Here is a 22,647-nt window from a genome sequence, read left to right on the forward strand (position 1 = left end):
TAAAGCAACGAATACTTTGCCCACGAATCAGATAGGAAAGAGGCTGATGTTTCTCATAGCCTCTTCTTTTCACTCCTCACTCAATCGGCTTATTGTCGACTTTCAGCCTCTAATCTCATAGCTAAATAAGCTTGGTCCGCAGAAACCAATTCAGGGCGGTTAATCAACTTCCAAAGGAAGTATGGTGGGATTAAAAATACGACAAAGTAGAGAGATTCATGGAAGAATACATCGGCTATCGCTTGCTGATGCTCCCAGAGTGCCGTCAGTGCAAAGAGCTCTAACATCACACCTAAAACACCAAAGACGACAGAAACAACAATCGCTAAACCCAGTAGTTCTCTAATAAAGTGCTTGTATGCCATGATACTAATTCCTTCTAGCAATAAGTCATACTAACTTACGCTCATAAGAAAGAAGCCAGCTTGACTATTATCAAACTCCCCTCATCACAGTTAAGAACTTAGTTTTATAAAAAAGGACTTGTATATAGCACCATTGAAGATTGACCTCTCTATCACAATACAATGACATCATTTCTCGACTTTGAGACTAGCCTTTTACATTTATCAGCAGTGTAAACCAGAGGTCATAATGAAAAAATATACTTATCCTTTACTTGCTATCTCAGGTGGTCTTTTATTGACGGGCTGCGGTAGCGACGACTCTTCATCCGATACAGAAGCAGCCACTTTTTCTCTCAGCGTTTCCGATGCGCCTGTCGACGATGCCAACAAAGTCGTCTTAGCGTTTAAAGATGTTGTCCTTGTACCATTTGACCCAGAAACTGGCGAACAGACTGGAGAACATATTCTGTTAGATGTTAGTGACAATGGAACACTACACCAAGTTGATCTAATGGAATATCAGGGAAGTAACGCTAAAACGATCATTAGCGAGCAAGACATCGCTCCTGGTGATTATGCTATGTGTGTGTACGCTAAAGACGGCAAACAATTAAACGATACAACGCTGTCATACGTAGAGAAGACAGATGGCAACATCAAAGGCTTAGTTGTGCCTAGCCGAGGCAGTTGTTTTGGTTTTAAACCAGATACGAGCGATCAAGGTCGCTTGAAGTTTTCGCAAAAAGGTCAGTATGTAAAAGTTCATACTGGTCATAATAGCTATGTTGTCGAGTTTGATTTGCGTAAAGGCCTGGCAGATCCAACAGGCAAAGATTACATGAACATGAACTCTAATGCGGTAAGCTTAGTAAACGCATCAGAATCAGGTCATATCGGTGGTGAAGTCAGTGAAATTCAGTATCAAGCGTGTGAAGCAGACAGTGCAGCATCAAATGCAATAAATGACGTTCCTGCCGTTCACTCAGTCTATCTTTACGCAGGTTCGATGGATCGCTCAACCATGGGCGATATGGGCGCGATGGAACCACTCCAAGCTCCAGTTGCAGTAGCTAACGTGAATGAATCGCAAGACGAAGAAGGTAATACAACCTACAGCTACGAGTTTGGTTACATGGGCCCAGGCACCTACAGTATTGGGTACACCTGTACCGCGTATGTTGATACACCAGATAACCATGAAACATCAGAAGATGGCTTCCTGATTTATCAACATTACACACCTGTTGATGTGGTCGAAGGTGAGCATACAGAGCAAGATATTAATCCTATCCTATAGCTCTCGTCTTATCGAAAGCCGCTCATCGTGTGAGCGGCTTTTTGACTATTATTTTAATCCGATAAGTAATACTGAACGGTTGAGACCACTCGTACTTTCTTAATGTAAGGCGTGTTGCTGTCTCGGTCATAAATCGAGAACTGCCCTTGCGTGGCACGTTTGATCTTACCCAATGAACTCTGTGAATCTTTGGCAAACTTTTGCGCCACTTCGCGGGCGTTTTTGGTCGCCTCTTCAATCATGTCTGGCTTTACATCATTCAGCTTAGTAAAGCTGTACTCAATGCGGTTCGCGTACGGGTCCTGATTCAGCAGTACGCCTTGTTTTCCTAGCTCACCAATCTCATTAATTGCCGCTCGAACCACATCGACACTTTGACTATAAACCGTAACGGTCCGCGAGGCTAAATAACGAAACTCGATATCTTGCTCACTCCCGTATTGCTGTGCTTTTCGGTCAATGACAGCAGGAGAAGAAAGGGAAACGCTCGTTTCAGGGAGCCCTTTGGCACTTAAGAAATCCAGAATCAAACGCGTTTGCTGATCGATGTCATCAAACATAGCCCCCATATCATTACTCGCTAAGGTGAACTGAATTGGCCAGATCACTGTATCGGCAGAGTACTCTCGTTCAGACAATCCCTTCACCGTTACCACTCGCTCATAGGCTTTGTATTTGACTGCCGTTTGCTGAATAAAAAAGCCCAATACTCCTAAACCAATTATCAGACACAGCCCGAGCCATATTGACGCTCTATTGGAAATCTTCTCCATTCATCCTCCTAATTTCGCCAAAAGTAACAATTCGTCGTATCGATAACATAGCTCAACTATGGCCAGAAAATGGCGACCTAAAGCCAAGTTTTTGTCATGTCGTTCGAAATGGTGAATAGAATAAATTACAATTGAACAGTGTTTTATTATGGTTTTTAAGATTATGTTGAAAATAAAATGGCTGGTAGTTCTGAGCGGATTATTTGTCTCAACGGCTTGTTTGAGTACTGACGACTTAGTAATGGATGACAACTCAACACAAGCCCCCCAAGCGGGTATGTGCGATGAAGATCAATGCGAAGGGAAAAGCTTTGATGGTCGCATTCTGCTAGATAATGAGCCGACCAAACAGGTCTTGAGCTCACTAGAAAGTCTCGGTGAAACGCTCAACTCTCTGAGTATCCTGATGTTTGCTGGCGACAAAACGTAACGCTAATACGTCCCTATCCCCTCGCCTTTGGTCAACAAAGCTTCACCAGTTTGTCACCAAAGGCTCATGGATTTGCCTCTGAACTGTCATCTGTAATTTCTACTATCCGATCAGCCACTTGTACGCTGAGGTAAATATGGATAGTTCAACCCCTTTTCGTCTCCCTCGTAAAACGCCGTTCGGCATTGGTGAAAACGTTGCAGAATGGGCAACGGGTTTAAGTCAGCTCGATAAATTCTACGCCCAACGCCCCGTGAATGCGGATACCAAAACTTTCTTGCGATTTACGCTGGATATTTTGGGGATCGACTATCGCATTGCCCATGGTTCGCTCGACGCAGTGCCAAAGCAAGGCGCAACCGTCATTGTGGCGAATCACCCTCTCGGTTGTGTTGAAGGCGTGATTCTCGCCGAGCTACTATTGATGATACGAGACGATATCCAAATTTTAGCGAATCAGTACCTAAAAACCGTACCAGAGCTCGACCAACTTTTTATTGGTGTCGACGTATTCGAAGGCAAAGACGCCGTCAAATCGAATATGAAGGCCCTCAGAGCAGCCAACAAACACCTTGCGAATGGCGGCTTGTTATTGGTTTTCCCTGCGGGTGAAGTGTCGCAGTTGGTGGATGCCAAACAACAGCGTTTAGAAGACAAAGAATGGAGCCGCAGTGTCAGTGCGTTAATTCGTAAGAACAAGGCCGCCACTGTTCCCGTCTTCATTCGTGGACAGAACTCAAAACGCTTCTACATGGCAGGTAAAATCCACCCTCTTTTACGCACCTTGATGTTAGGAAGAGAGCTGCTCAACAAGAGCGCAAAAACCATTGAGTTGTCCTTTGGGCAAGCAATCAAGTTTAAAGAACTCAATAACCTCAACGATGATCAGATCGTCAATTATCTGAGGCTTAACACCTACCTGCTTAACCGCGATGTAAGTGCCACTCAGCAAACGGTCTCAGACAATGATCTCTTACCTATTGCAGCAGGGTTACCCATAGGCCAATTGCTTGAAGAGCTGCACAGCTTACCAAAAGAGTCCAAGCTGCTAACAAGTGGTGAGTTCGATGTTTACTGCACGGAGTCGCAGAATATCCCTTCTCTACTGCATGAAATCGGTCGCCTACGTGAGCTCAATTTTCGACAGGTTGGCGAAGGGACCGGACAAGCGATAGACATCGATCATTTCGATCATGATTACCTGCACCTATTTGTGTGGGATCGTGAGAACCAATGCATGGTAGGTGCTTACCGTCTTGGATTAGTTGATCAATTATTGGCGAAATATGGCGTAGAAGGATTGTATTCGCGCACCTTGTTCAACTATGACCAACGCTTTCTCGATCAAATGGGTAAGTCGATTGAAATGGGTCGTTCTGTGATTGCCGAGCAATATCAAAAAAGCATGAGTGCCCTACTCTTACTCTGGAAAGGCATAGCGACTTTTGTCCATCAACATCCCGAATACACGCACTTATTTGGCCCAGTGAGCATCAGCAACGATTACAGCCATACCGCGCGTCAATTGCTGGCACAATCGATGACCCTACACCACTACGACAACGACTGCGCCGAATACGTCACTCCGTCAAACCCACTGCCAGAAACCAACTTAAAGTGGAATACCAGCATGCTAACCGCATTGGGAGATTTACAGTTGCTATCTCGCGTGATCGCTCGAATTGACGAAGGCAAAGGCGTTCCGGTATTACTGCGCCAATATTTGAGTTTGAATGGTAAGTTGGTGTGCTTTAACGTCGATCCGGCGTTTAACAACGCACTGGATGGATTGATTATGGTGGATTTACGCGATGTGCCTGAGAAAACGCTTGCACGTTACATGGGCAGTGGAAACGCGCGCGAGTATTTAGCTCTGAACCATTAACCGTCGTCGGAGGTATCGCACTGCTCAAAATCGCTCTAAACAACACAACGCGAGCAGCGTGATGCGTTATTTACCCATAAGACATTAAAAACAAAGTGTTTAGTTAAACTCATCGCAAAAAGGGCAGTCATCTCAAGCTTTAATCCACAAAACGCCAACATCGCACAAACGTTCACGTTATAAACTTTCACAAAACCTCAAAATGGTCATAGATCACATTTTTAATCAAACCTGACGTCAAACAAAATGTGACATTGATCATCTCGAGCATTTAATTTGAATTGAAAAAGAAATTAAAGGTGATCTTAATCACAATGAATTTTGATTTTATATTTGTCAGAAGATCGAATTGATCACTAATATTTTTATTGACAGATTTGAAAGTCATTTTTTGTTATTAAGTTACATATCAATTAATTGATCATCATCACTTAAAAAATGCTTTTCATCCGAAGAAATGCGGGGGTTGATCACGAAAAACCCGTCGTCAGTTCCAATTGGAAAATGTGTGGTAAATTGATTGGGTACTAAGCAATCAAACAAGCGGTTTTGGCGAACCGTTTACGACAACATATTCATCAGAACATCGAACGGGGAATTGTTATGATATCACCAGATGCCAAGATCAAGATACAAAATTTTGGTCGTTTTCTGTCAAACATGGTAATGCCTAACATCGGCGCGTTTATCGCGTGGGGCTTTATCACTGCTCTATTTATCCCAACCGGATGGCTACCAAATGAGACGTTAGCTTCCATGGTTGGTCCTATGATCACTTACTTGCTGCCACTACTGATCGGTTACACCGGTGGTAAATTAGTGGGCGGCGATCGCGGCGCGGTCGTTGGTGCAATCACTACCATGGGTGTGATTGTCGGTACCGACATCCCAATGTTTATGGGTGCAATGATGGTCGGCCCAATGGGCGGCTGGGCAATCAAAAAATTCGATAACTACATCGACGGTAAAGTAAAAAGCGGCTTCGAGATGTTGGTGAACAACTTCTCTGCGGGCATCATTGGTATGCTGTGCGCCATTTTGGCTTTCTTCCTTATCGGTCCATTTGTCAAAGTGCTTTCAGGCGCATTGGCAGCAGGCGTAAACTTCCTTGTTTCAGCGCACCTTCTGCCACTGACTTCTATTTTTGTTGAGCCAGCGAAGATCCTGTTCCTAAACAACGCGATCAACCACGGCATCTTCTCTCCACTGGGTATTCAGCAAGCGTCTGAAACTGGTCAATCGATCTTCTTCTTGATCGAAGCGAACCCAGGTCCTGGTCTAGGTATTCTGCTGGCTTACATGGTGTTTGGTAAAGGTACGGCTCGTCAAACGGCAGGTGGTGCATCCATCATCCACTTCTTCGGCGGTATCCACGAGATTTACTTCCCTTACATCCTAATGAACCCTCGCCTAATCCTTGCGGCTATCGCAGGTGGTATGACGGGCGTATTCGTTCTAACTATGTTTAACGCAGGTATCGTTTCTCCAGCATCACCAGGCTCAATCTTCGCAATCTTGTTGATGACTCAGAAAGGTTCAATCGTTGGTGTTCTAGCGTCTATCGCAGCCGCAACAGGTGTGTCATTCGCCGTAGCAGCACTGCTAATGAAGACACAAACGTCAACAGAGGAAGACGGTGATGAAGCAGCACTAGAAAAAGCAACATCACAAATGAAAGACATGAAATCTGCATCTAAAAACGATGCGGTGGTAAATAGCCAAAGCAAAGGTGACGTAGACCTAGCGACAGTACAAAGCATCATTGTCGCTTGTGATGCGGGCATGGGCTCGAGTGCAATGGGCGCGAGCATGCTACGTAAAAAGGTTCAAGACGCAGGTCTGAACATCCACGTAACCAACCTTGCTATTAACAGCTTACCAGAGAGTGCAGATATCGTGATTACTCATAAAGACTTAACGGATCGTGCACGTAAGCATGCTCCAAATGCACACCACATTTCATTGACGAACTTCCTAGACAGCGAAATGTACAACCAGCTAGTCACCAAACTACTAGCAGCACAAAACCAATCCGCAGCCAATGACGACCAAATGGTGAAAGTGTCAGTCATGGCGGCGAACGACGACTGCTTTGAGCCACAGCAGCCATCGGTATTCCAAATCCAGCGTGAGAACATTCACCTAGGTTTGAAAGCAGCCAACAAAGAAGAAGCCATTCGCTTTGCAGGCAACAAATTGGTTGAACTTGGCTACGCAGAACCAGAATACGTAGACGCAATGTTTGAGCGTGAAGCGTTGGTTCCAACTTACCTAGGCGAATCTATCGCAGTACCTCACGGTACGGTAGAAGCGAAAGATCGCGTGAAGAAAACCGGCATTGTAATCTGCCAATACCCATCGGGTATCCAATTTACTGAAGATGACGACGATGTCGCGAAACTGGTTATCGGCATTGCCGCTAAGAACGATGAGCACATCCAGGTGATCACCACCATAACGAACGCGCTCGATGAGCCGGAAGCAATTGAGAAGCTAACCAGCACCAACGATGTAGAAGAAATTCTAAACATCCTTGGCGGCCAGCAAGCGGCTTAATCACTCCTTTAATTTGCTCCTGAGGCAAACGAGGTCAGCTGTCACCCCCTATGCGGTTGGCCTCACCCTAGTTTCGTAAGTCAACATTTTCAGATATTGGTAGGTAAGAATTATGAAAAACGCAGTTCATTTTGGTGCAGGTAACATCGGTCGTGGTTTCATCGGTAAACTCTTAGCAGACGCAGAAGTCGAGGTCACTTTCGCTGACGTTGATGCGCCGTTGGTAGACCAGCTCAGCCACAAACAAGAATACAAAGTGAAAGTCGTGGGCACCGAGTGCCAAATCGACACTGTTACCCACGTCACAGCGGTAAACTCAGCCAGTGATGACGTGATTGATCGCATCGTCAAAACCGATTTGGTTACCACAGCGGTCGGTCCAAACGTATTAGATATCATCGCGAAAACCATCGCGAAAGGTATCGCCAAACGTTTTGAAGCTGGTAATGACGCGCCACTTAACATCATCGCCTGTGAAAATATGGTGCGTGGTACCACACACCTAAAAGGCGAAGTATACAAACATCTGGATGAATCGCTGCACACAAAGGCAGACGAGTTGGTTGGCTTTGTTGATTCAGCAGTCGATCGCATCGTGCCACCAGCAGAAGCCGCCAACGATGACCCACTAGAAGTCACGGTAGAAAGCTTTAGTGAATGGATTGTGGATGAACAGCAATTCAAGGGCGAAATCCCTGACATCTCAGGCATGGAAAAGACCAACAACCTAATGGCCTTTGTCGAACGTAAGCTGTTCACCCTAAACACAGGTCACTGCATTACCGCTTATTTAGGTTGTTTGAAAGGGCACCGTACCATTCGTGAAGCAATTGAAGACCCAAGCATTCATGCTGAAGTAAAACAAGCAATGCACGAAAGCGGAGAAGTACTGATCAAGCGCTACGGTTTTGATCGCGACATGCACAACGCTTACATCGAAAAGATCCTAGGACGCTTTGCCAACCCATATTTAGTGGATGAAGTGGATCGCGTTGGACGACAACCAATTCGTAAATTGGGTGCAAATGATAGATTAGTGAAGCCATTACTCGGTACAATCGAGTATGGCACTGAAAATAAAACACTTTTGAAAGGCATTGCCGCTGCCTTGAAGTACACTAACGACACCGACCCACAAGCGGTGGAATTACAAACCTCATTAAAAGCCGTGGGCGTAAAGAAAACGCTAGCAACGTACACTGGCCTGGCTGAAGACAGTGTTGAAGTGGCTCAAATCGAAGTGATTTACCACCAGCTTTAATCGAATCAAGGGGAGCTCTGCTCCCCATAAATATAATTTTAAACAGTTACTCAGTATATGGCAGATAACATCAACGAAACCGAGATCATTGAACGATTAAACAGCGCGCCATCGGTACGAGGCTTTTTTATTGCAGCAGTCGATGTGTTCAACGATTCCATCGACGGGCTAATACAAAGGATCTTTCGTAAAGATAACTTCGCCGTGCAATCGGTTGTTGGTCCCCTACTGCAAGACTCCGGACCGCTGGGCGATCTCTCCGTTCGTTTGAAACTCCTATTTGGCTTAGGCGTACTCCCAGACGATATTTATCATGATATCGAAGACATCATTAAGCTTAAAAACCGACTCAATAGCGATGCATCCGACTACGAGTTCACTGATCCAAATATTCTAGAGCCAATCAAAAAGCTGCATCTGGTGAAGAAAATGGGCATGGTGCAATTGGAAGTCAGCGAACCCGATGACGACATCGATCTTGAGTTTTACCAACTCCAGCTTCAGCGCCAACAACAAATCATTAAGTCCGGCCTGTCACTCGCGATTGTCGAAATTTGCAATGAACTGGGCAAGGACAGCCCTTTTTAACCCAACCTCCGGCAAGGAATGCCTTCTCAACTAGCCTCTTTTCTTTACGTATCCTTTCTGTATAACGTGCGTGAAAGCCATCACAGTCCATATTCGTATGTCTCTGTAATATCGGACCAATCTATCGCTGGTATTGAAACGGTATGGCATGCTTTCAATCGAAGACACTAAAACCAAATGGGCGTTTTTCCAGAAACACCATTGGGTATCTCCAGAATTTTCCCGCACTCCCGTACTTGAGTCGTGGGAGCGTTGCATAAAGCAATGCAGCCCTTATACCTGGTCAAAACCACATATTGCCTCTGGCTTTACCTTCTCATCTCTGATGAAACGCAACGAGCACCTCATCGAATGCGCCACGACAGTACTTGAAGACACTTACGACATGCTAGGAGACGAAGACCTGCTATTGATGGTAACTGATGGCAACGGCTGCGTTCTTTCCGTTGTGGGACATGACTCAATGCAACAAGAGATGCAGGTACTCGGCATTAAACAAGGCTGTTTTCTATCTGAAGGAAAAATTGGCACAAATGCGGTCAATCTTTGTATTAGTACTCATATCCCGTGTGAAGTATTCGCAGCAGAACATTTCAATCGCCACTTACATTCTTATGCCTCTGTAGCAGCACCTGTTTTCGACCAATTTGGCAAGTTACGCGGCACAACATGCCTTCTCAAAAAAGCAGAGAACTATAAGAAAGAAAACTTAGTCATCATCGCGTCGAGCGCGAAAGAAGTCAGCTTGCAAATCCATATTCAGTCGGAACAAGAAAACATTAACCGCCTCACTTGTGCTCACAACGCAACACTAGAATGCATGGATGACGGCCTTCTTGCCTGGGATGAAGAAAGCCGTATCACCATGGTAAATCATCAATCAGAGCGCTTGTTAAACATTGAAGCCAGTCAGGTCTTGGATAAAGAAGTCTTTTCTGTTTTACGCTTCCCGCCAAATGTCCTCAATAGTATTGAGTCGGGTGCAAACATCAACCGCAAACTCACAACGGTAGAAGTTCGTGGAGAGTTTGTTGAGGCAATCATTACCTTGCGTCCACTCAACGACGGCACACACTTATTGTTCTTGCACCCTATCGATAAAATTCGCGAACTTGCTCAACAACAAATAGGTGGCAGTGCGCGCTATACATTCAGCACTTTGCCTGTCATTTCACGAAAAATGAAGCACGTCATTACCGTGGCAAAGCGGGCCATAAAGTCCAAATCACCGATTCTAATTACGGGTGAAGAAGGTGTAGGAAAAGCCACTCTCGCCATGGCGATTCATAACGAAAGCACCTACAAAGAAGGGCCGTTCATTACGCTCAACTGCCGCTCCATCAATACAGAGCAACTGGTCAAAGAAACCCTGGGATACGACGAGGGACAAGGCATGCCCTCTAAGTTTGAACTCGCCCATGGCGGTACGCTCTTTTTGGAAAAGGTGGAATATCTGTCGCCCGATTTACAAGCCGTGCTACTTAAGTTGTTAAAAACTGGGCTCGTCAGCCGCAGCGACAGTTTGCGATTAATCCCCGTAGACTTTCAACTTATTACGAGCACCGCTTCAGAGATCAGCGAGTATGTCACTCAGCGCTCATTTGGTCGGCAACTTTATTATGAAATCTCCTCGAACGAGCTGCATATTCCACCACTACGAAAGCGTAAAGAAGACATTGAATTTCTCGTCCAGCAGCTTATCAGCCATTATGAACGCCGACACAATGTCACAATCTCGATAGAGCCAGTCGCACTGGAAGCGTTGATGAATTTTCGTTGGTCAGGCAACAACTCTGAACTAAGAAACCGAACTGAGCGAATTTTGCTGAACCGCAGTTCCAACTTAATCAAGCTGAACGATATTCCTGAAGACATTAAACTGAATTCTCGCCATACCGCAGAAAATACGCCAGTAATCACGTTAGAAGAAGCCGAGAGAAGAGCGATTGTTCAGGCTTGGAATCAGTGTGATGGCAAAATGCATGATATGGCGAAAGCATTGCAAATTGGCCGCACGACCTTATGGAGAAAAATTAATAAGTTTGGGCTGCAGGAGCAAATGAAGCTGTATTAAGCCAAGAAGTGGCGTTCCTACAAAAGTAAAACCGGCGTAAGCACGCCGGTATACGTGTACTAACGATAAAGGTATCGATTAAACATCGACAGACAACTGACGAATCTGCGCTTTTAGTCCCGGCAACAAACTCGCACTGGCGCTGAATTTTCGTAACCCAACACGAAGCAATGTTTCTGTGGCATTTGGATCGCCTGCCATCTCACCACACATACTGACCGGTATGCCCGCGCGATCGCCTGCTGCACACGTGAGTTCAATGGCTTTTAGTACCGATGGTTCAAAGTAGTTCACCAATTCGGCAACGGCGGCGTTGCCTCGATCGGCGGCCATAACATATTGAGTCAAATCATTGGTGCCAATAGAGAAAAAGTCGACTTCTTGGGCTAACGCATCTGCATTTAATACCGCGGCTGGTACCTCAATCATAATACCAACAGGCAAATGAGTCGCATCCAAGCCGAGTTGGGTTGCTTGATGTGCCAACAGCGCTTTTACTTTTCTCACTTCTTCAACCTGAGCCACCATCGGTATCATCAATTGAATATTCGGTTGCTCGTGAAAAGCTCTCAGAATGGCTCGAAGTTGGGCGGTAAACAATGACTCATGTTGAAGGCACAACCGCACCCCTCTCAAACCTAAAAATGGATTATCTTCCGCTGGCATAGGGTAAGCGGCTAAAGGCTTATCACCGCCAACGTCTAGACTACGAATCGTAAGTGGCTTATCACCAAGTGCGGCGGCAATATCACGATACACTTGGTATTGCGCTTCCTCAGTCGGCAACTCATCACTGTTTTGAAACAGAAACTCAGTCCGGAATAGACCAACCCCCTCAGCTCCTGATGTTAGTGCATCATCAATATCTTTCGGTCCACCAATATTGGCGAATACTGGAATATGGACACCATCACAGGTGACTGCGGCTTGCTGAGCACTCGCTAGTGCACTTTGTCGGGAGTTTTGCCACTCAATTTGCTGAGCTTCTAATTCCTGTTGTATGGCATCTGAAGGAGAGAACCATAAATGCCCTCGAAAGCCATCAATAGTCACCACTTGACCAGCACGCACAGCATCAAGGCAGCCCTGAGCTTTAACGATGGCAGGAATCCCCATCGCACGAGCAAGAATCGCACTGTGAGAGGTTTTCCCTCCCTCACTCAAACAGATACCAAGCACTTTCGATTTATCAAGCCCGGCCACATCAGAAGGCATCAGGTCGCGGGCCAACAAAATACTCGGTTCCTGAATGTCGATGGCATTAGGCGTTACGCCTGTCATTTCGACCATAACTTGGCGTGCGATATCATGCACATCTGCTTCGCGCTCCCGCATGTACTGACTTTCTGCCTGGCGAAACTCTTCGGCCAACGTTTGCAGTGATTCTATCCAAGCTTGCTCGGCTATCATGCCCGTTTGAATTCGCGCCTCAACCGATGCCCATAACTCTAGGTCACTGAGCATCATGCTATGAGCAGAAAATATTTCCCCTTTCGGCTGCTTCGCTTGCTCCTGCAAATGTTGAACAACCACGCCTATCGCACGCTTAACCCGTTCAATTTCATCTTGTTCACTTTGGAAATCACGTTCAGGCACAGCTGGCATTTCATGAGTAAAAAGGACAACTGGAGCAGTAGCGATACCGTCATTGACTCGAATACCAACAACAGCACCTTCAATCTGACTTGGGGCCATGTCATCGAGCAAAGTATCCGAGCTTTCTTCAGGTTCGACAATGCCTTGCTCAACCGCCTCTTTTTCTCCGAAGTGCTCATGAGCTAAGGCTTCAAATGCCTTAATTGCTTCACTAGATTGAGGTCCGTGTGCGCATAAGGTGATCGTCTCTTGACTACGAACGCCAAGTTTCGCAATGCTGTTTAAGCTTTTCGCGTTCACACGGCGCTCGCCTTTTTTCAACCATAATTGGCACTCAAAAGGCGCGAGTGCACCAACAATGGCCGCAGCGGGACGAGCATGTAATCCATGCGGATTTTGCACTACCCAATCAAATGTCCGCTCTTGCTCAAAGTTCTCTGATACTGGCGTTATCTCAGCGGATGTTAGTGGCTGATCACCAAGGTGCTCTCGTTTTACGCTTAACGCATTCTGTGCCTCTTCGACTACCGTCGATAAAGGTAGTCCGGCGGCAGCAGCCACCGACGCCGCCATGGTTCCTTCAACAATAGGGGCCGAGATAAGGGTGACATTTTCCCTCACATGATCATCAATCAGATCCAGAGCCATTTCCGTGCTAAGCAACGCGCTGCCAAGATCCATCAACACAACAACCCCTTGTTGATCATGTACCTGCTCAATCGCTTCCATCACGGCTATGGCATCGGTTCCGATCGGGTTCTCTGGATCATCAATCCCAGCCGCAATCGCAAGCTTGGCTTTGCCTTGCGTCATTTGGGTGGCAAGTTCGGCCACCCCTTCTGCAAGGCGACGACTATGAGATACAACTACAATTCCCACCATCTTAATTACCTGCTATTGCCTGCTGTAGTGCTTTAATCATTAACAAAGAAGAGGTTGCGCCGGGGTCTTGGTGACCAATACTACGTTCACCTAAATAGCTTGCTCGCCCTTTTTTCGCCAACATTTCAATCGTGGAAACCGCGTTCGTTTCTGCTAGCTCAACCATTTCATTCAATAAATGGTCAGCGCTCATGCCATTTTCTAACGACGCCTTCACGCTAACTAAAACGGGTAACCAAACATCACACATGGTTTTATCACCCAGTTCCGCTTTACCACGAGACACCACGCCATCCACACCGCTTTTTAGTGCATCAACCAACTCTTCAAACGTTAGTTGCTCTCGAGTTCCGACAGCGGCAGCCGTGCGAATAAACAGCGTGCCATACAGCGGGCCACTTGCCCCACCGACACTAGAAAGCAAGGTCATGCCCGTATTCTTGAGAATGCTGCCGATATTTTGGTCCGCAAATTGCGGCAGTTTTTCCGCGACTTTTTTAAAGCCTCGGTTCATATTGAGACCATGGTCTGCGTCACCAATATCACGATCAAGGTCGGTCAGAAAATCTTGATTCTCTTGATACGTTTTTGCACATAGCTCTAACCAGTGAACGATATGTTGTTTTTCAATTTGCATGTTTGCTCCCCCCTGTTACCACTTGATCGCGGCCGTATCGACAGGAGCATCAAACAGCTCCAACATCTCTTTATCTGCCTTCAGCAACGTAATTGAAACGCCTTCCATATCGAGTGATGTACAGAAGTTACCAACCATATTACGCACGATACGGAACCCTGCTTGCTCACAGTTATGAGCAAGACGGCGGTACACTCCGTAAAGCTCTGAAGTTGGCGTACCGCCCATACCATTCACCATCACAATGTAGTCGTGTTCAGCAGCAAAAGGCTCAATGCTGGATTCCACTTCATCCCATTCACCTTCGTCACGATTCCAAATACGCAAAGTGCGCTGATAAGGTGTGTTTTCAGCAACTTCAGCAAACATTTCATCCACTAACGTATCGACGTCGGTGTATTTCACTCGCTTGATACCTGGTTCACCATGGATACCAACACCAAACTCCACTTCATCATCTTCCAGAACAAAAGATGGTTTACCCGCCGCTGGCACAACACAAGCATTAAGCGCCACGCCAAATGAACGACAGTGATTATTAACGCGACGAGCCAGTGCTTCACATTGCTCCAACGAATAACCTTTGTTCGCGGCAGCCCCAACGAACTTCTCAACCAATACCGTTCCAGCGACGCCACGGCGACCAGCGGTATACAGGCTGTCTTTGACTGCAACATCGTCATCCACCAACACCGACCCAACTTTAATGCCATCGGTATGAAGGAGCTCCACGGCCGTTTCAAAGTTCAACACGTCGCCGGTGTAGTTTTTAATGATAAACAGCACGCCCTCACCAGTATTCACTTGGTTACCACATTCGTACATTTGATCAGGCGTAGGTGAAGTAAATACCTCACCAGGGCAGGCGCCTGTCAGCATGCCTTTACCAATAAAACCTACGTGCAAAGGTTCATGACCACAGCCACCACCAGAAACCAATGCCACTTGCCCCGGCGTTTCCTCATGCCACATGTAACGAGGTTCGTAATTAGCTTTTAGCTCAGGGCGGGACAATGCCAGGCCCTCCATTTGCTGCAATACAACATCATCGACTTGGTTAATTAACTTTTTCATCGTTCTATCTCATTCCATTTATATTTTTATGTAGGGTATGAATTCATCTTAAACAGAGAAAAAACGTGCTCAACAAAAATCAATCCGTTTCATATTGAAACAACGACTTCGGTATTTTCGTTTCAATATGAAACGAAAAACGACGAATTCGCTTGAATAGTGATCGGCGCCATAAAGCATGGTGATGCTTATTACTTCTGACAGTCGGTTTGACACAGAGGTCATAAAAGCATGGAACAAAACCAGAGATATCCTTCACCACTTACCTCACCAAACCTAATATAAACCTTATCGCTACAATGGATTTTCATTGCAGTCCAAAACACACATAAAAAAGGTTAAAGGTTTGAATTATGGACAAAATTATTATCAGCCCAAGCAAATACGTCCAAGGTGAACAAGTACTTACATCTATCGCTCACTATGTGAAAACATTGGGTGAACGTCCGTTAGTCATTGCCGATGAGTTCGTGACTAACCTGGTTGGTGATGACGTCAAACAAAGTTTTGCTGACGAAAAGCTTCCACTCACTATGAACATTTTTGGTGGCGAATGTTCGCGCGTTGAGATTGAACGCATCACGGACATTTGTGCGACTCAAAAACACGATGTCATTGTCGGTATTGGTGGCGGTAAAACCTTAGATACAGCAAAGGCTGTTGCGTTTTACACCAAAATTCCTGTCGTGGTGGTTCCTACGATTGCCTCGACTGATGCGCCGACATCAGCTCTTGCGGTGATATACACACCTGAAGGTGAGTTTGCAGAATATTTGATGATCCCTAAAAACCCAGACATGGTCATCATGGATACATCAGTCATCGCAAAAGCCCCAGTTCGCCTACTGGTATCGGGGATGGGTGATGCGCTTTCCACCTACTTTGAAGCCAGAGCCAACATGACCTCTGGTAAGGCAACAATGGCTGGTGGTTTAGCGACACGTTCAGCGCAAGCTCTTGCGAAGCTCTGTTATGAAACCTTGCTTGAAGATGGTGTAAAAGCAAAAGCTGCGGTAGAAAATGGTGTGAGCACCAAAGCGGTAGAAAATATTATTGAAGCCAATACATACCTAAGCGGTATCGGTTTTGAAAGCAGTGGTCTAGCGGGTGCTCACGCTATTCATAACGGCCTAACTAAGCTTGAAGAGTGTCATCATCTCTATCATGGTGAGAAAGTCGCGTTCGGCACACTTGTTCAATTGGTGCTAGAAAACGCAGCGATGGAAGAGATTAATACGGTTCTCGCCTTCTGCCGATCGGTAGGTCTACCAACCAACTTATTTGATATGGGCGTTAAAGAGCTTAATCACGATAAGTTGCGCGAGGTCGCCGAAGCCTCAACGGCCGAGGGAGAAACCATCCACAATATGCCATTCCCAGTGACGGCAGAAAATGTCTACTCTGCTATTCTAACCGCTCATCAACTGGGCCAATAACCCAAATAACTTCAAACGAGTTTGAGTCTCAAAAGGCAAGCCAAGGTTTGCCTTTTATGCTTCAACTGACTTATCACTTCCATTGACACCTGCCGATGGCAACATCATAACAAACCGCGTCTTGTCTTTATCTGATGTTACTTTTATCTGTCCTTCATACGCTTGCACGATAGATTGGGTAATCGACAAACCTAGCCCTGCACCTACGCTACCTACATGTTGGCGAGATTTATCTGCGCGATAAAACCGGTCGAAAAGGTACGGTAAGTTTTGCTCGGCAATGGTGTCGCCTTGGTTGCTGACCGATATCGTAACCTGTTCATCAACCTCTTGAACGTCAATCACAATGGTTGAATCAGCATACGCATGACGAATCGCGTTGGAGAGCAAATTGCCCACTGCACGCTCAAACATGTTTTTGTCCATATAGAGCTGACCGTCGCCTGAGCTCACGATTCGCACCTCGGCATCTTCGGCCAATATTTCAAAATACGCGACCAAGCGGTCAATTTCCTCCTGCACCGCAAACACTTCGTCATGGCGATGAATGAGCTTGTTTTCAGCCTTGGCAATGTAGAGCAAATCGTTGATAGTTTTCGTGATGCGGTTGAGTTCTTCCAACGTTGAGGCAATCGCATCCTGATACTCTTCAGGCGTTCGACACGCACCTAAAATGACCTGATTTTGCGTGGTAATGTTGGTGAGTGGCGTTTTTAACTCATGTGCTATATCAGAAGAAAACTCCCTCAAGCGGCGAAAACCAGTTTGCAACCTATCGAGCATCGCGTTGTGTTTGTTGGCTAACTCGCGCAGTTCTATTGGCAACGAATCGGGGTCGAGACGAATGCCCATTTGCTCTGGTGATATCTGTTGAATGTGCTGATTCAATCCCACAATCGGCTTCAACCCACGTTTTACCATCCAACCGCTCAACGCAGAAGAGATCACAAACGCCAAACCGAGCGCCCAAAACAAAATCCAGTCGAGCTTATCCAAAAACAAAATATGGTGATTGATACTCATGCCGAGCACCACCTGATACTCCCCAGCTTGAAACGCAAACGCGCGAATATTCAGCGAGTCCTCACTCCATTCGATGGCGCGCTCGTGATTTAAGACCTGAGGAGAGCTAATGCTGTAGGCTCGGTTCTGAGGAATCGTCAGGCTCGAATTCTGATACACGTTCTGCTTGCCTTCAAACACCCACATGTAGAGCGTGCTGTTATTCGCTTGCTTGAACACATCCTCTGGCGAGCGTTTTAACGCTTTCTCAATGGCATTGAACTTACTGGAAATATAGCTGAAATCTTGCGAATAAAAGTGGCGCTCAATGGCGTACTGTAGGATGAAAGCCAAAGAAAAATAGGTCACGAACGTCATGCTAACAAACATCAGCACGAGTTTATTTTTCATGGAAAAAGGGAGCGAGAACTTAGGCATCACGACTCTCTTCGAGTTTGTAGCCCATCCCTCTGACAGTGTGAATCAGTGGTTTATCGAACGGTTTGTCCACTTTGCTACGCAGACGTTTGACCGCCACATCAATCACATTGGTATCGCTGTCAAAGTTCATATCCCACACTAACGACGCAATGGTGGTACGTGAAAGCACTTGGCCAGTTTTGCGCATCAACAACTCAAGCAGGGCATATTCTTTGGCGGTAAGCGACATCGACTGCCCCGCGCGCGTGGCAACGCGTTTGATCATATCAAGTTCTAAATCTGCCACACGTAATGTTTGCGGCGATGCGACCACTTGCGCGGCAATATGATGACGAAATACGTTTTGAACACGCGCCAGTAGCTCCGCAAACGCGTAAGGTTTTACGACATAGTCATTGGCACCCAGCTCAAAACCGCGCACGCGATCTTCCACTTGCTCCTTCGCTGTCAGCATGATCACTGGGGTGTGAATCCCGCTACTGCGCAATGTATTAAGCACCTGCCAACCATCGAGTTTAGGCAACATAATGTCGAGGAGGATTAAGTCATATTCTTCACTGGTAGCGTGATAAAGCCCATCGACCCCATCATGCACCAAATCCACCACATACCCAGATTCAATCAAACCTTTTTGCAGATATTCTCCGGCTTTGTGCTCATCTTCGACGATCAATATTTTCAAGTTCACTTACCTAGTGTGTTAGCGGGAGGATGAAATCCCAGTATAAAGATCGAAAAAGAGTATGATGTGAACCACACCATACTCTTCCCGATTGGCAAACCATTATCGATTGTTATCGCGTTCGGCATAATGCACTTTGACATTCACTTTGCCCAAATATTCCAACTGACCATCTTCATTCATGCGTTCTTGCACGGTCACGAAGCCACCATCTTTTAAATGCGTACTGCGAGACTTCACATTAAACGTCAGGATATTGAGCTCTTTATTCAGTTCACGAGCCGACATGGTTTTAAGTGAATTGAGTTCAGACAGTGCCTGTTGATAAGCCTCATCTGACGTTGCTGTCGGCGTAACTGAGATGGTTTTCATCTCTTCGCGGCTCACGTAGTTGCCACCAGTGAAAAGTGGTTGAGCGAATGCAGATGCGCTAGTCATTGCCATTACCGTTACAAAAAGAGCAGTTTTGATTGCGTTCATGTTGTTAACCTTTGAGTGCTTGTTTTCAATGAGGTCATTATTGAACACCGCCTCTGACACCACCCTTTCAACAAAATGACATTTTTGTCATGAAAGTAACCTACTGGCGAAGGCCCTTGAGCGTTCCATTACGCTTAGAATAAGACAAAAAAAACGGCACATACTCTCGCATGTGCCGCTTGGGATTTTTGCTGTTAAGCGTAATTACTCAACCGTTACCGCTTTCGCTAGGTTACGTGGTTGGTCTACGTCCGTACCTTTGATCAGTGCTACGTAGTAAGACAGCAACTGCATTGGGATGGTGTAGTAGATCGCCGCCGTGATTTCACTAACGTGAGGCATCGTGATGATCTTCATTGTCTCATCGCCTTCGAAGCCTGCGTCTGCATCTGCGAATACGTATAGAAGGCCGCCACGTGCACGTACTTCTTCAACGTTTGATTTTAGCTTTTCAAGTAGGTCGTTACTTGGTGCAACCACAACAACAGGCATGTCAGCATCAATCAGCGCTAGAGGACCATGTTTCAGTTCACCCGCCGCGTAAGCTTCTGCGTGGATGTAAGAGATCTCTTTCAATTTTAGAGACGCTTCCATCGCGATTGGATAGAATTCACCACGACCTAGGAACAGTGTGTGGTGCTTGTCTGCGAAATCCGTCGCTAGTGCTTCAATGTCTTTCTCGAAAGAAAGTGCCGCGTTGATTTGCTTAGGAAGTGCGTGTAGCGCTTCAACAATCTCTTTTTCTTTCTCTTTGCTGACGCGACCTTGCTCTTTACCTAACGCCGTAACCAGCATCAATAGTGCAGAAAGCTGAGTCGTGAACGCTTTGGTTGAAGCGACACCGATTTCGACACCAGCGCGAGTCATGAAAGCAAAATCAGATTCACGAACCAAAGAAGAACCTGCTACGTTACAAATGGTCATCGCCGCCATGTAACCTTTCTCTTTCGCAAGACGAAGTGCTGCTAGCGTATCGGCGGTTTCACCAGACTGAGACAACGTGATCAATAGGCTGTTTGGACGAGTCACAAACTTGCGGTAACGGAATTCAGACGCAATTTCTACATCACAGCTCACGCCAGCAATGTCTTCAAACCAGTAACGCGCTGTCATACCTGCGTTGTAAGACGTACCACACGCAACGATTTGTACGTGCTCTACTTTACTTAGAATGTCTGCCGCATGAACACCGATCGCATCAGTTACAACGGAGTCTGCCGTGATACGGCCTTCCATTGTGTTGATCAACGCTTTAGGTTGCTCATAGATTTCTTTTTGCATGAAGTGGCGGTATTGGCCTTTATCGCCAGCATCATGTTCTGCGTTAGATTCTACGATTTCACGCTCAACCAGCTCGCCCGTTGCGTCAAAGACAGTAACTTCACGGCGAGTGATTTCTGCCACATCACCTTCTTCTAGGTACATGAAACGGCGCGTTACATTCAGTAGCGCAAGTTGGTCAGAAGCCAGGAAGTTTTCACCCACACCAAAACCAATTACGATCGGGCTGCCTGAACGCGCTACTACGATGCGTGAAGGATCTTTGCGATCCAACGCTACCGTGCCGTATGCGCCTTCAAGTTGTTTTGCTGTTTTTTGTACTGCTTCTAGTAGCGTTTCTGAAGTGCGAAGTTCCCACTCAACCATGTGTGCGATAACTTCTGTATCCGTTTGAGATTCAAACACGTAACCACGAGATTGAAGCAATTCACGAAGCTCTTCGTGGTTTTCGATAATACCGTTATGTACAACAGCAATATCGCCAGACATATGTGGGTGTGCATTAACTTCAGATGGTTCACCGTGCGTCGCCCAGCGAGTGTGTGCAATACCCGTTCCGCCGATCACTTTTGCTTCTTCTACTGCATCAGCCAATTCTTGCACTTTACCCAAGCGACGAACGCGCGTTAGGTTTGACTCGCCATCAACAACAGCAACGCCAGCTGAGTCGTAACCGCGGTACTCTAAGCGGCGTAGACCTTCAACCAAAATTTCTGCAACATCTCGTTGTGCTACTGCACCTACGATTCCACACATGTGTTTATCTCCGTTTGTAGTTTTGTTCTTCCCTAGCCATGTTTCAGATAGAGGCAGCAAGCAAAGGCCTGTATTCAGAGGGAAGTGAAATATGAAACTGGTTACATTATTAGATTAGGCGCAAATGACTTTCACGCCATGTTGTTCAATCTGTATTTTGTGTTCTTGCTGAATATCAGCATCCGTCACTAGCACATCAATTTGATGCCAAGCGAGCTCTAAATTCGGGATCTTACGACCGATTTTTTCCGATTCGATCATGACGATCACTTCGCGCGACACTTCCGCCATTACCTTACTCAAACCAACCAATTCATTAAATGTTGTGGTGCCGCGTTCGAGATCGATGCCATCCGCACCGATAAATAGCTGGTCAAAGTCGTAAGCTCGTAACACAGATTCGGCTACTTTGCCTTGAAAAGATTCTGAGTGCGTATCCCAAGTCCCGCCAGTCATCAGCAGTGTTGGTTCGCTCTCTAATTCATTAAGGGCGTTAGCAACATGCAATGAGTTGGTCATGACAACTAAGCCACGTTTGTCATTCAACTGTTGAATCAACGCAGCCGTCGTACTGCCACTGTCGATCACGATGCGATTATGGTCTCGAATCAGTGATGCCGCTGCTTTTGCCAAGTTTAGCTTTCGAGTCGAAACATTAGCGCTCAATTCTTCGTGAATGACTTCTGTTGGGATAGCAATCGCACCGCCGTAGCGGCGTAGAAGTTGGCCATTTTTCTCTAAAGAAGCTAAATCCTTTCTAATCGTGACCTCTGAGGTTTCGAATTTCTGAGCGAGTTCGTCAACGCTGACTTCTCCTAGCTCAGAAACCAAGTTAGAAATGGCGTGTCTTCTTAGTTGAGTGTTTCGTTTCGACATTTACGTTTTGAATTTAAGTTTCGATGTGAAACTTATTATAGTCAAACCGAAACTTTCAAGTCCATTTATTTCGATCCAAAAAATTAATATTTCTCGATAAAACCTTGTCCTAAGACAATTCTTAAACAGTGATATTGGATTCATTCAGTGGTAGAATTCGCCACCGAAAAGAAAAAAAATTACAGAATTGAAGGCTATTTTTTTGCAACTTTCTGCATATAAAGTGGGATTAGTCACAAAAAGGTAACCAAAATCGCCGATCTTTTAGTCATAAAATGACTAAACTTGGTGAA

At 46.0% G+C, this 22,647-nt stretch carries 18 protein-coding genes; 8 read left to right on the forward strand and 10 right to left on the reverse strand.

Going from position 1 to position 22,647, the window contains the following annotated elements; genetic code table 11:
- Nucleotides 1–89: 89 nt before the first annotated feature.
- Complete coding sequence (locus F7Y48_RS12635) at nucleotides 90–365, reverse strand: hypothetical protein (protein WP_048626615.1); 276 nt, start codon at nucleotides 363–365, stop codon at nucleotides 90–92.
- A 229-nt stretch (nucleotides 366–594) separates the two neighbouring features.
- On the opposite strand from F7Y48_RS12635, the gene F7Y48_RS12640 reads away from it, so the two are divergent.
- Nucleotides 595–1,644 (forward strand): DUF4382 domain-containing protein, encoded by a 1,050-nt coding sequence (locus F7Y48_RS12640; RefSeq protein WP_282150193.1) that lies wholly within the window; start codon nucleotides 595–597, stop codon nucleotides 1,642–1,644.
- Between the two features lie 53 nt (nucleotides 1,645–1,697).
- Here F7Y48_RS12640 and F7Y48_RS12645 read toward each other — a convergent pair whose 3' ends face one another.
- Nucleotides 1,698–2,417 carry an SIMPL domain-containing protein gene (locus F7Y48_RS12645; protein ID WP_006742751.1) on the reverse strand — a complete coding sequence of 240 codons (720 nt, stop codon included), beginning with the start codon at nucleotides 2,415–2,417 and terminating at the stop codon, nucleotides 1,698–1,700.
- A 163-nt stretch (nucleotides 2,418–2,580) separates the two neighbouring features.
- Between F7Y48_RS12645 and F7Y48_RS12650 the strand changes: the two genes are divergently transcribed.
- The 6 genes from F7Y48_RS12650 (at nucleotide 2,581) to dhaR (ending at nucleotide 11,211) form a co-directional block, all read left to right on the forward strand.
- The gene (locus F7Y48_RS12650) at nucleotides 2,581–2,847 is read left to right on the forward strand and encodes a hypothetical protein (RefSeq protein ID WP_031780245.1); all 267 of its coding nucleotides are present in this window, start codon (nucleotides 2,581–2,583) and stop codon (nucleotides 2,845–2,847) included.
- A 136-nt stretch (nucleotides 2,848–2,983) separates the two neighbouring features.
- On the forward strand, nucleotides 2,984–4,732 hold the full coding sequence (locus tag F7Y48_RS12655; protein ID WP_316684382.1) for a lysophospholipid acyltransferase family protein: 1,749 nt from the start codon (nucleotides 2,984–2,986) through the stop codon (nucleotides 4,730–4,732).
- Between the two features lie 603 nt (nucleotides 4,733–5,335).
- Nucleotides 5,336–7,288 (forward strand): PTS mannitol transporter subunit IICBA, encoded by a 1,953-nt coding sequence (locus F7Y48_RS12660; RefSeq protein ID WP_006742749.1) that lies wholly within the window; start codon nucleotides 5,336–5,338, stop codon nucleotides 7,286–7,288.
- A gap of 112 nt (nucleotides 7,289–7,400) precedes the next feature.
- Nucleotides 7,401–8,549, forward strand: coding sequence for a mannitol-1-phosphate 5-dehydrogenase (locus F7Y48_RS12665; RefSeq protein ID WP_316684383.1), 1,149 nt, complete (start codon nucleotides 7,401–7,403; stop codon nucleotides 8,547–8,549).
- A gap of 57 nt (nucleotides 8,550–8,606) precedes the next feature.
- Nucleotides 8,607–9,137: an MltR family transcriptional regulator gene (locus F7Y48_RS12670; RefSeq protein WP_193447931.1), complete on the forward strand. Its 531-nt coding sequence runs from the start codon at nucleotides 8,607–8,609 to the stop codon at nucleotides 9,135–9,137.
- 148 nt (nucleotides 9,138–9,285) lie between these two features.
- Nucleotides 9,286–11,211: a dihydroxyacetone kinase operon transcriptional regulator DhaR gene (gene dhaR / locus F7Y48_RS12675; protein WP_316684384.1), complete on the forward strand. Its 1,926-nt coding sequence runs from the start codon at nucleotides 9,286–9,288 to the stop codon at nucleotides 11,209–11,211.
- Nucleotides 11,212–11,289: 78 nt separating this feature from the next.
- On the opposite strand, the gene ptsP is transcribed toward dhaR, so the two are convergent.
- Genes ptsP through dhaK form a run of 3 tightly spaced genes read right to left on the reverse strand, consistent with a single transcriptional unit; the run spans nucleotide 11,290 to nucleotide 15,400 of the window.
- Nucleotides 11,290–13,689, reverse strand: coding sequence for a phosphoenolpyruvate--protein phosphotransferase (gene ptsP / locus F7Y48_RS12680; RefSeq protein ID WP_316684385.1), 2,400 nt, complete (start codon nucleotides 13,687–13,689; stop codon nucleotides 11,290–11,292).
- Nucleotide 13,690: 1 nt separating this feature from the next.
- Nucleotides 13,691–14,326: a dihydroxyacetone kinase subunit DhaL gene (gene dhaL / locus F7Y48_RS12685; RefSeq protein WP_253652022.1), complete on the reverse strand. Its 636-nt coding sequence runs from the start codon at nucleotides 14,324–14,326 to the stop codon at nucleotides 13,691–13,693.
- Nucleotides 14,327–14,341: 15 nt separating this feature from the next.
- Nucleotides 14,342–15,400 carry a dihydroxyacetone kinase subunit DhaK gene (dhaK, locus tag F7Y48_RS12690; protein WP_316684386.1) on the reverse strand — a complete coding sequence of 353 codons (1,059 nt, stop codon included), beginning with the start codon at nucleotides 15,398–15,400 and terminating at the stop codon, nucleotides 14,342–14,344.
- A gap of 353 nt (nucleotides 15,401–15,753) precedes the next feature.
- On the opposite strand from dhaK, the gene F7Y48_RS12695 reads away from it, so the two are divergent.
- Nucleotides 15,754–16,836, forward strand: a complete 1,083-nt coding sequence (locus F7Y48_RS12695) for a glycerol dehydrogenase (protein WP_006742744.1) — start codon at nucleotides 15,754–15,756, stop codon at nucleotides 16,834–16,836.
- A gap of 54 nt (nucleotides 16,837–16,890) precedes the next feature.
- Here the strand turns inward: F7Y48_RS12695 and F7Y48_RS12700 are convergent, their stop codons facing one another.
- From F7Y48_RS12700 to F7Y48_RS12720, 5 genes are all read right to left on the reverse strand, one after another.
- Nucleotides 16,891–18,276, reverse strand: coding sequence for a heavy metal sensor histidine kinase (locus F7Y48_RS12700; RefSeq protein WP_203346682.1), 1,386 nt, complete (start codon nucleotides 18,274–18,276; stop codon nucleotides 16,891–16,893).
- Complete coding sequence (locus F7Y48_RS12705) at nucleotides 18,269–18,961, reverse strand: heavy metal response regulator transcription factor (RefSeq protein WP_005487426.1); 693 nt, start codon at nucleotides 18,959–18,961, stop codon at nucleotides 18,269–18,271. Before F7Y48_RS12705 ends, F7Y48_RS12700 begins: the two co-directional genes overlap by 8 nt.
- Before the next feature lie 102 nt (nucleotides 18,962–19,063).
- Complete coding sequence (locus F7Y48_RS12710; protein ID WP_021823444.1) at nucleotides 19,064–19,441, reverse strand: DUF3316 domain-containing protein; 378 nt, start codon at nucleotides 19,439–19,441, stop codon at nucleotides 19,064–19,066.
- A gap of 204 nt (nucleotides 19,442–19,645) precedes the next feature.
- Nucleotides 19,646–21,478, reverse strand: coding sequence for a glutamine--fructose-6-phosphate transaminase (isomerizing) (glmS, locus tag F7Y48_RS12715; RefSeq protein WP_005392238.1), 1,833 nt, complete (start codon nucleotides 21,476–21,478; stop codon nucleotides 19,646–19,648).
- A gap of 114 nt (nucleotides 21,479–21,592) precedes the next feature.
- A complete protein-coding gene (locus F7Y48_RS12720) occupies nucleotides 21,593–22,354 on the reverse strand; it encodes a DeoR/GlpR family DNA-binding transcription regulator (protein ID WP_005392240.1) in 762 nt (253 codons plus the stop codon).
- Nucleotides 22,355–22,647 lie beyond the last annotated feature (293 nt).

It is taken from the genome of Vibrio sp. 2-1-2a (assembly GCF_032648565.1).
GTDB lineage: Bacteria > Pseudomonadota > Gammaproteobacteria > Enterobacterales > Vibrionaceae > Vibrio > Vibrio diabolicus.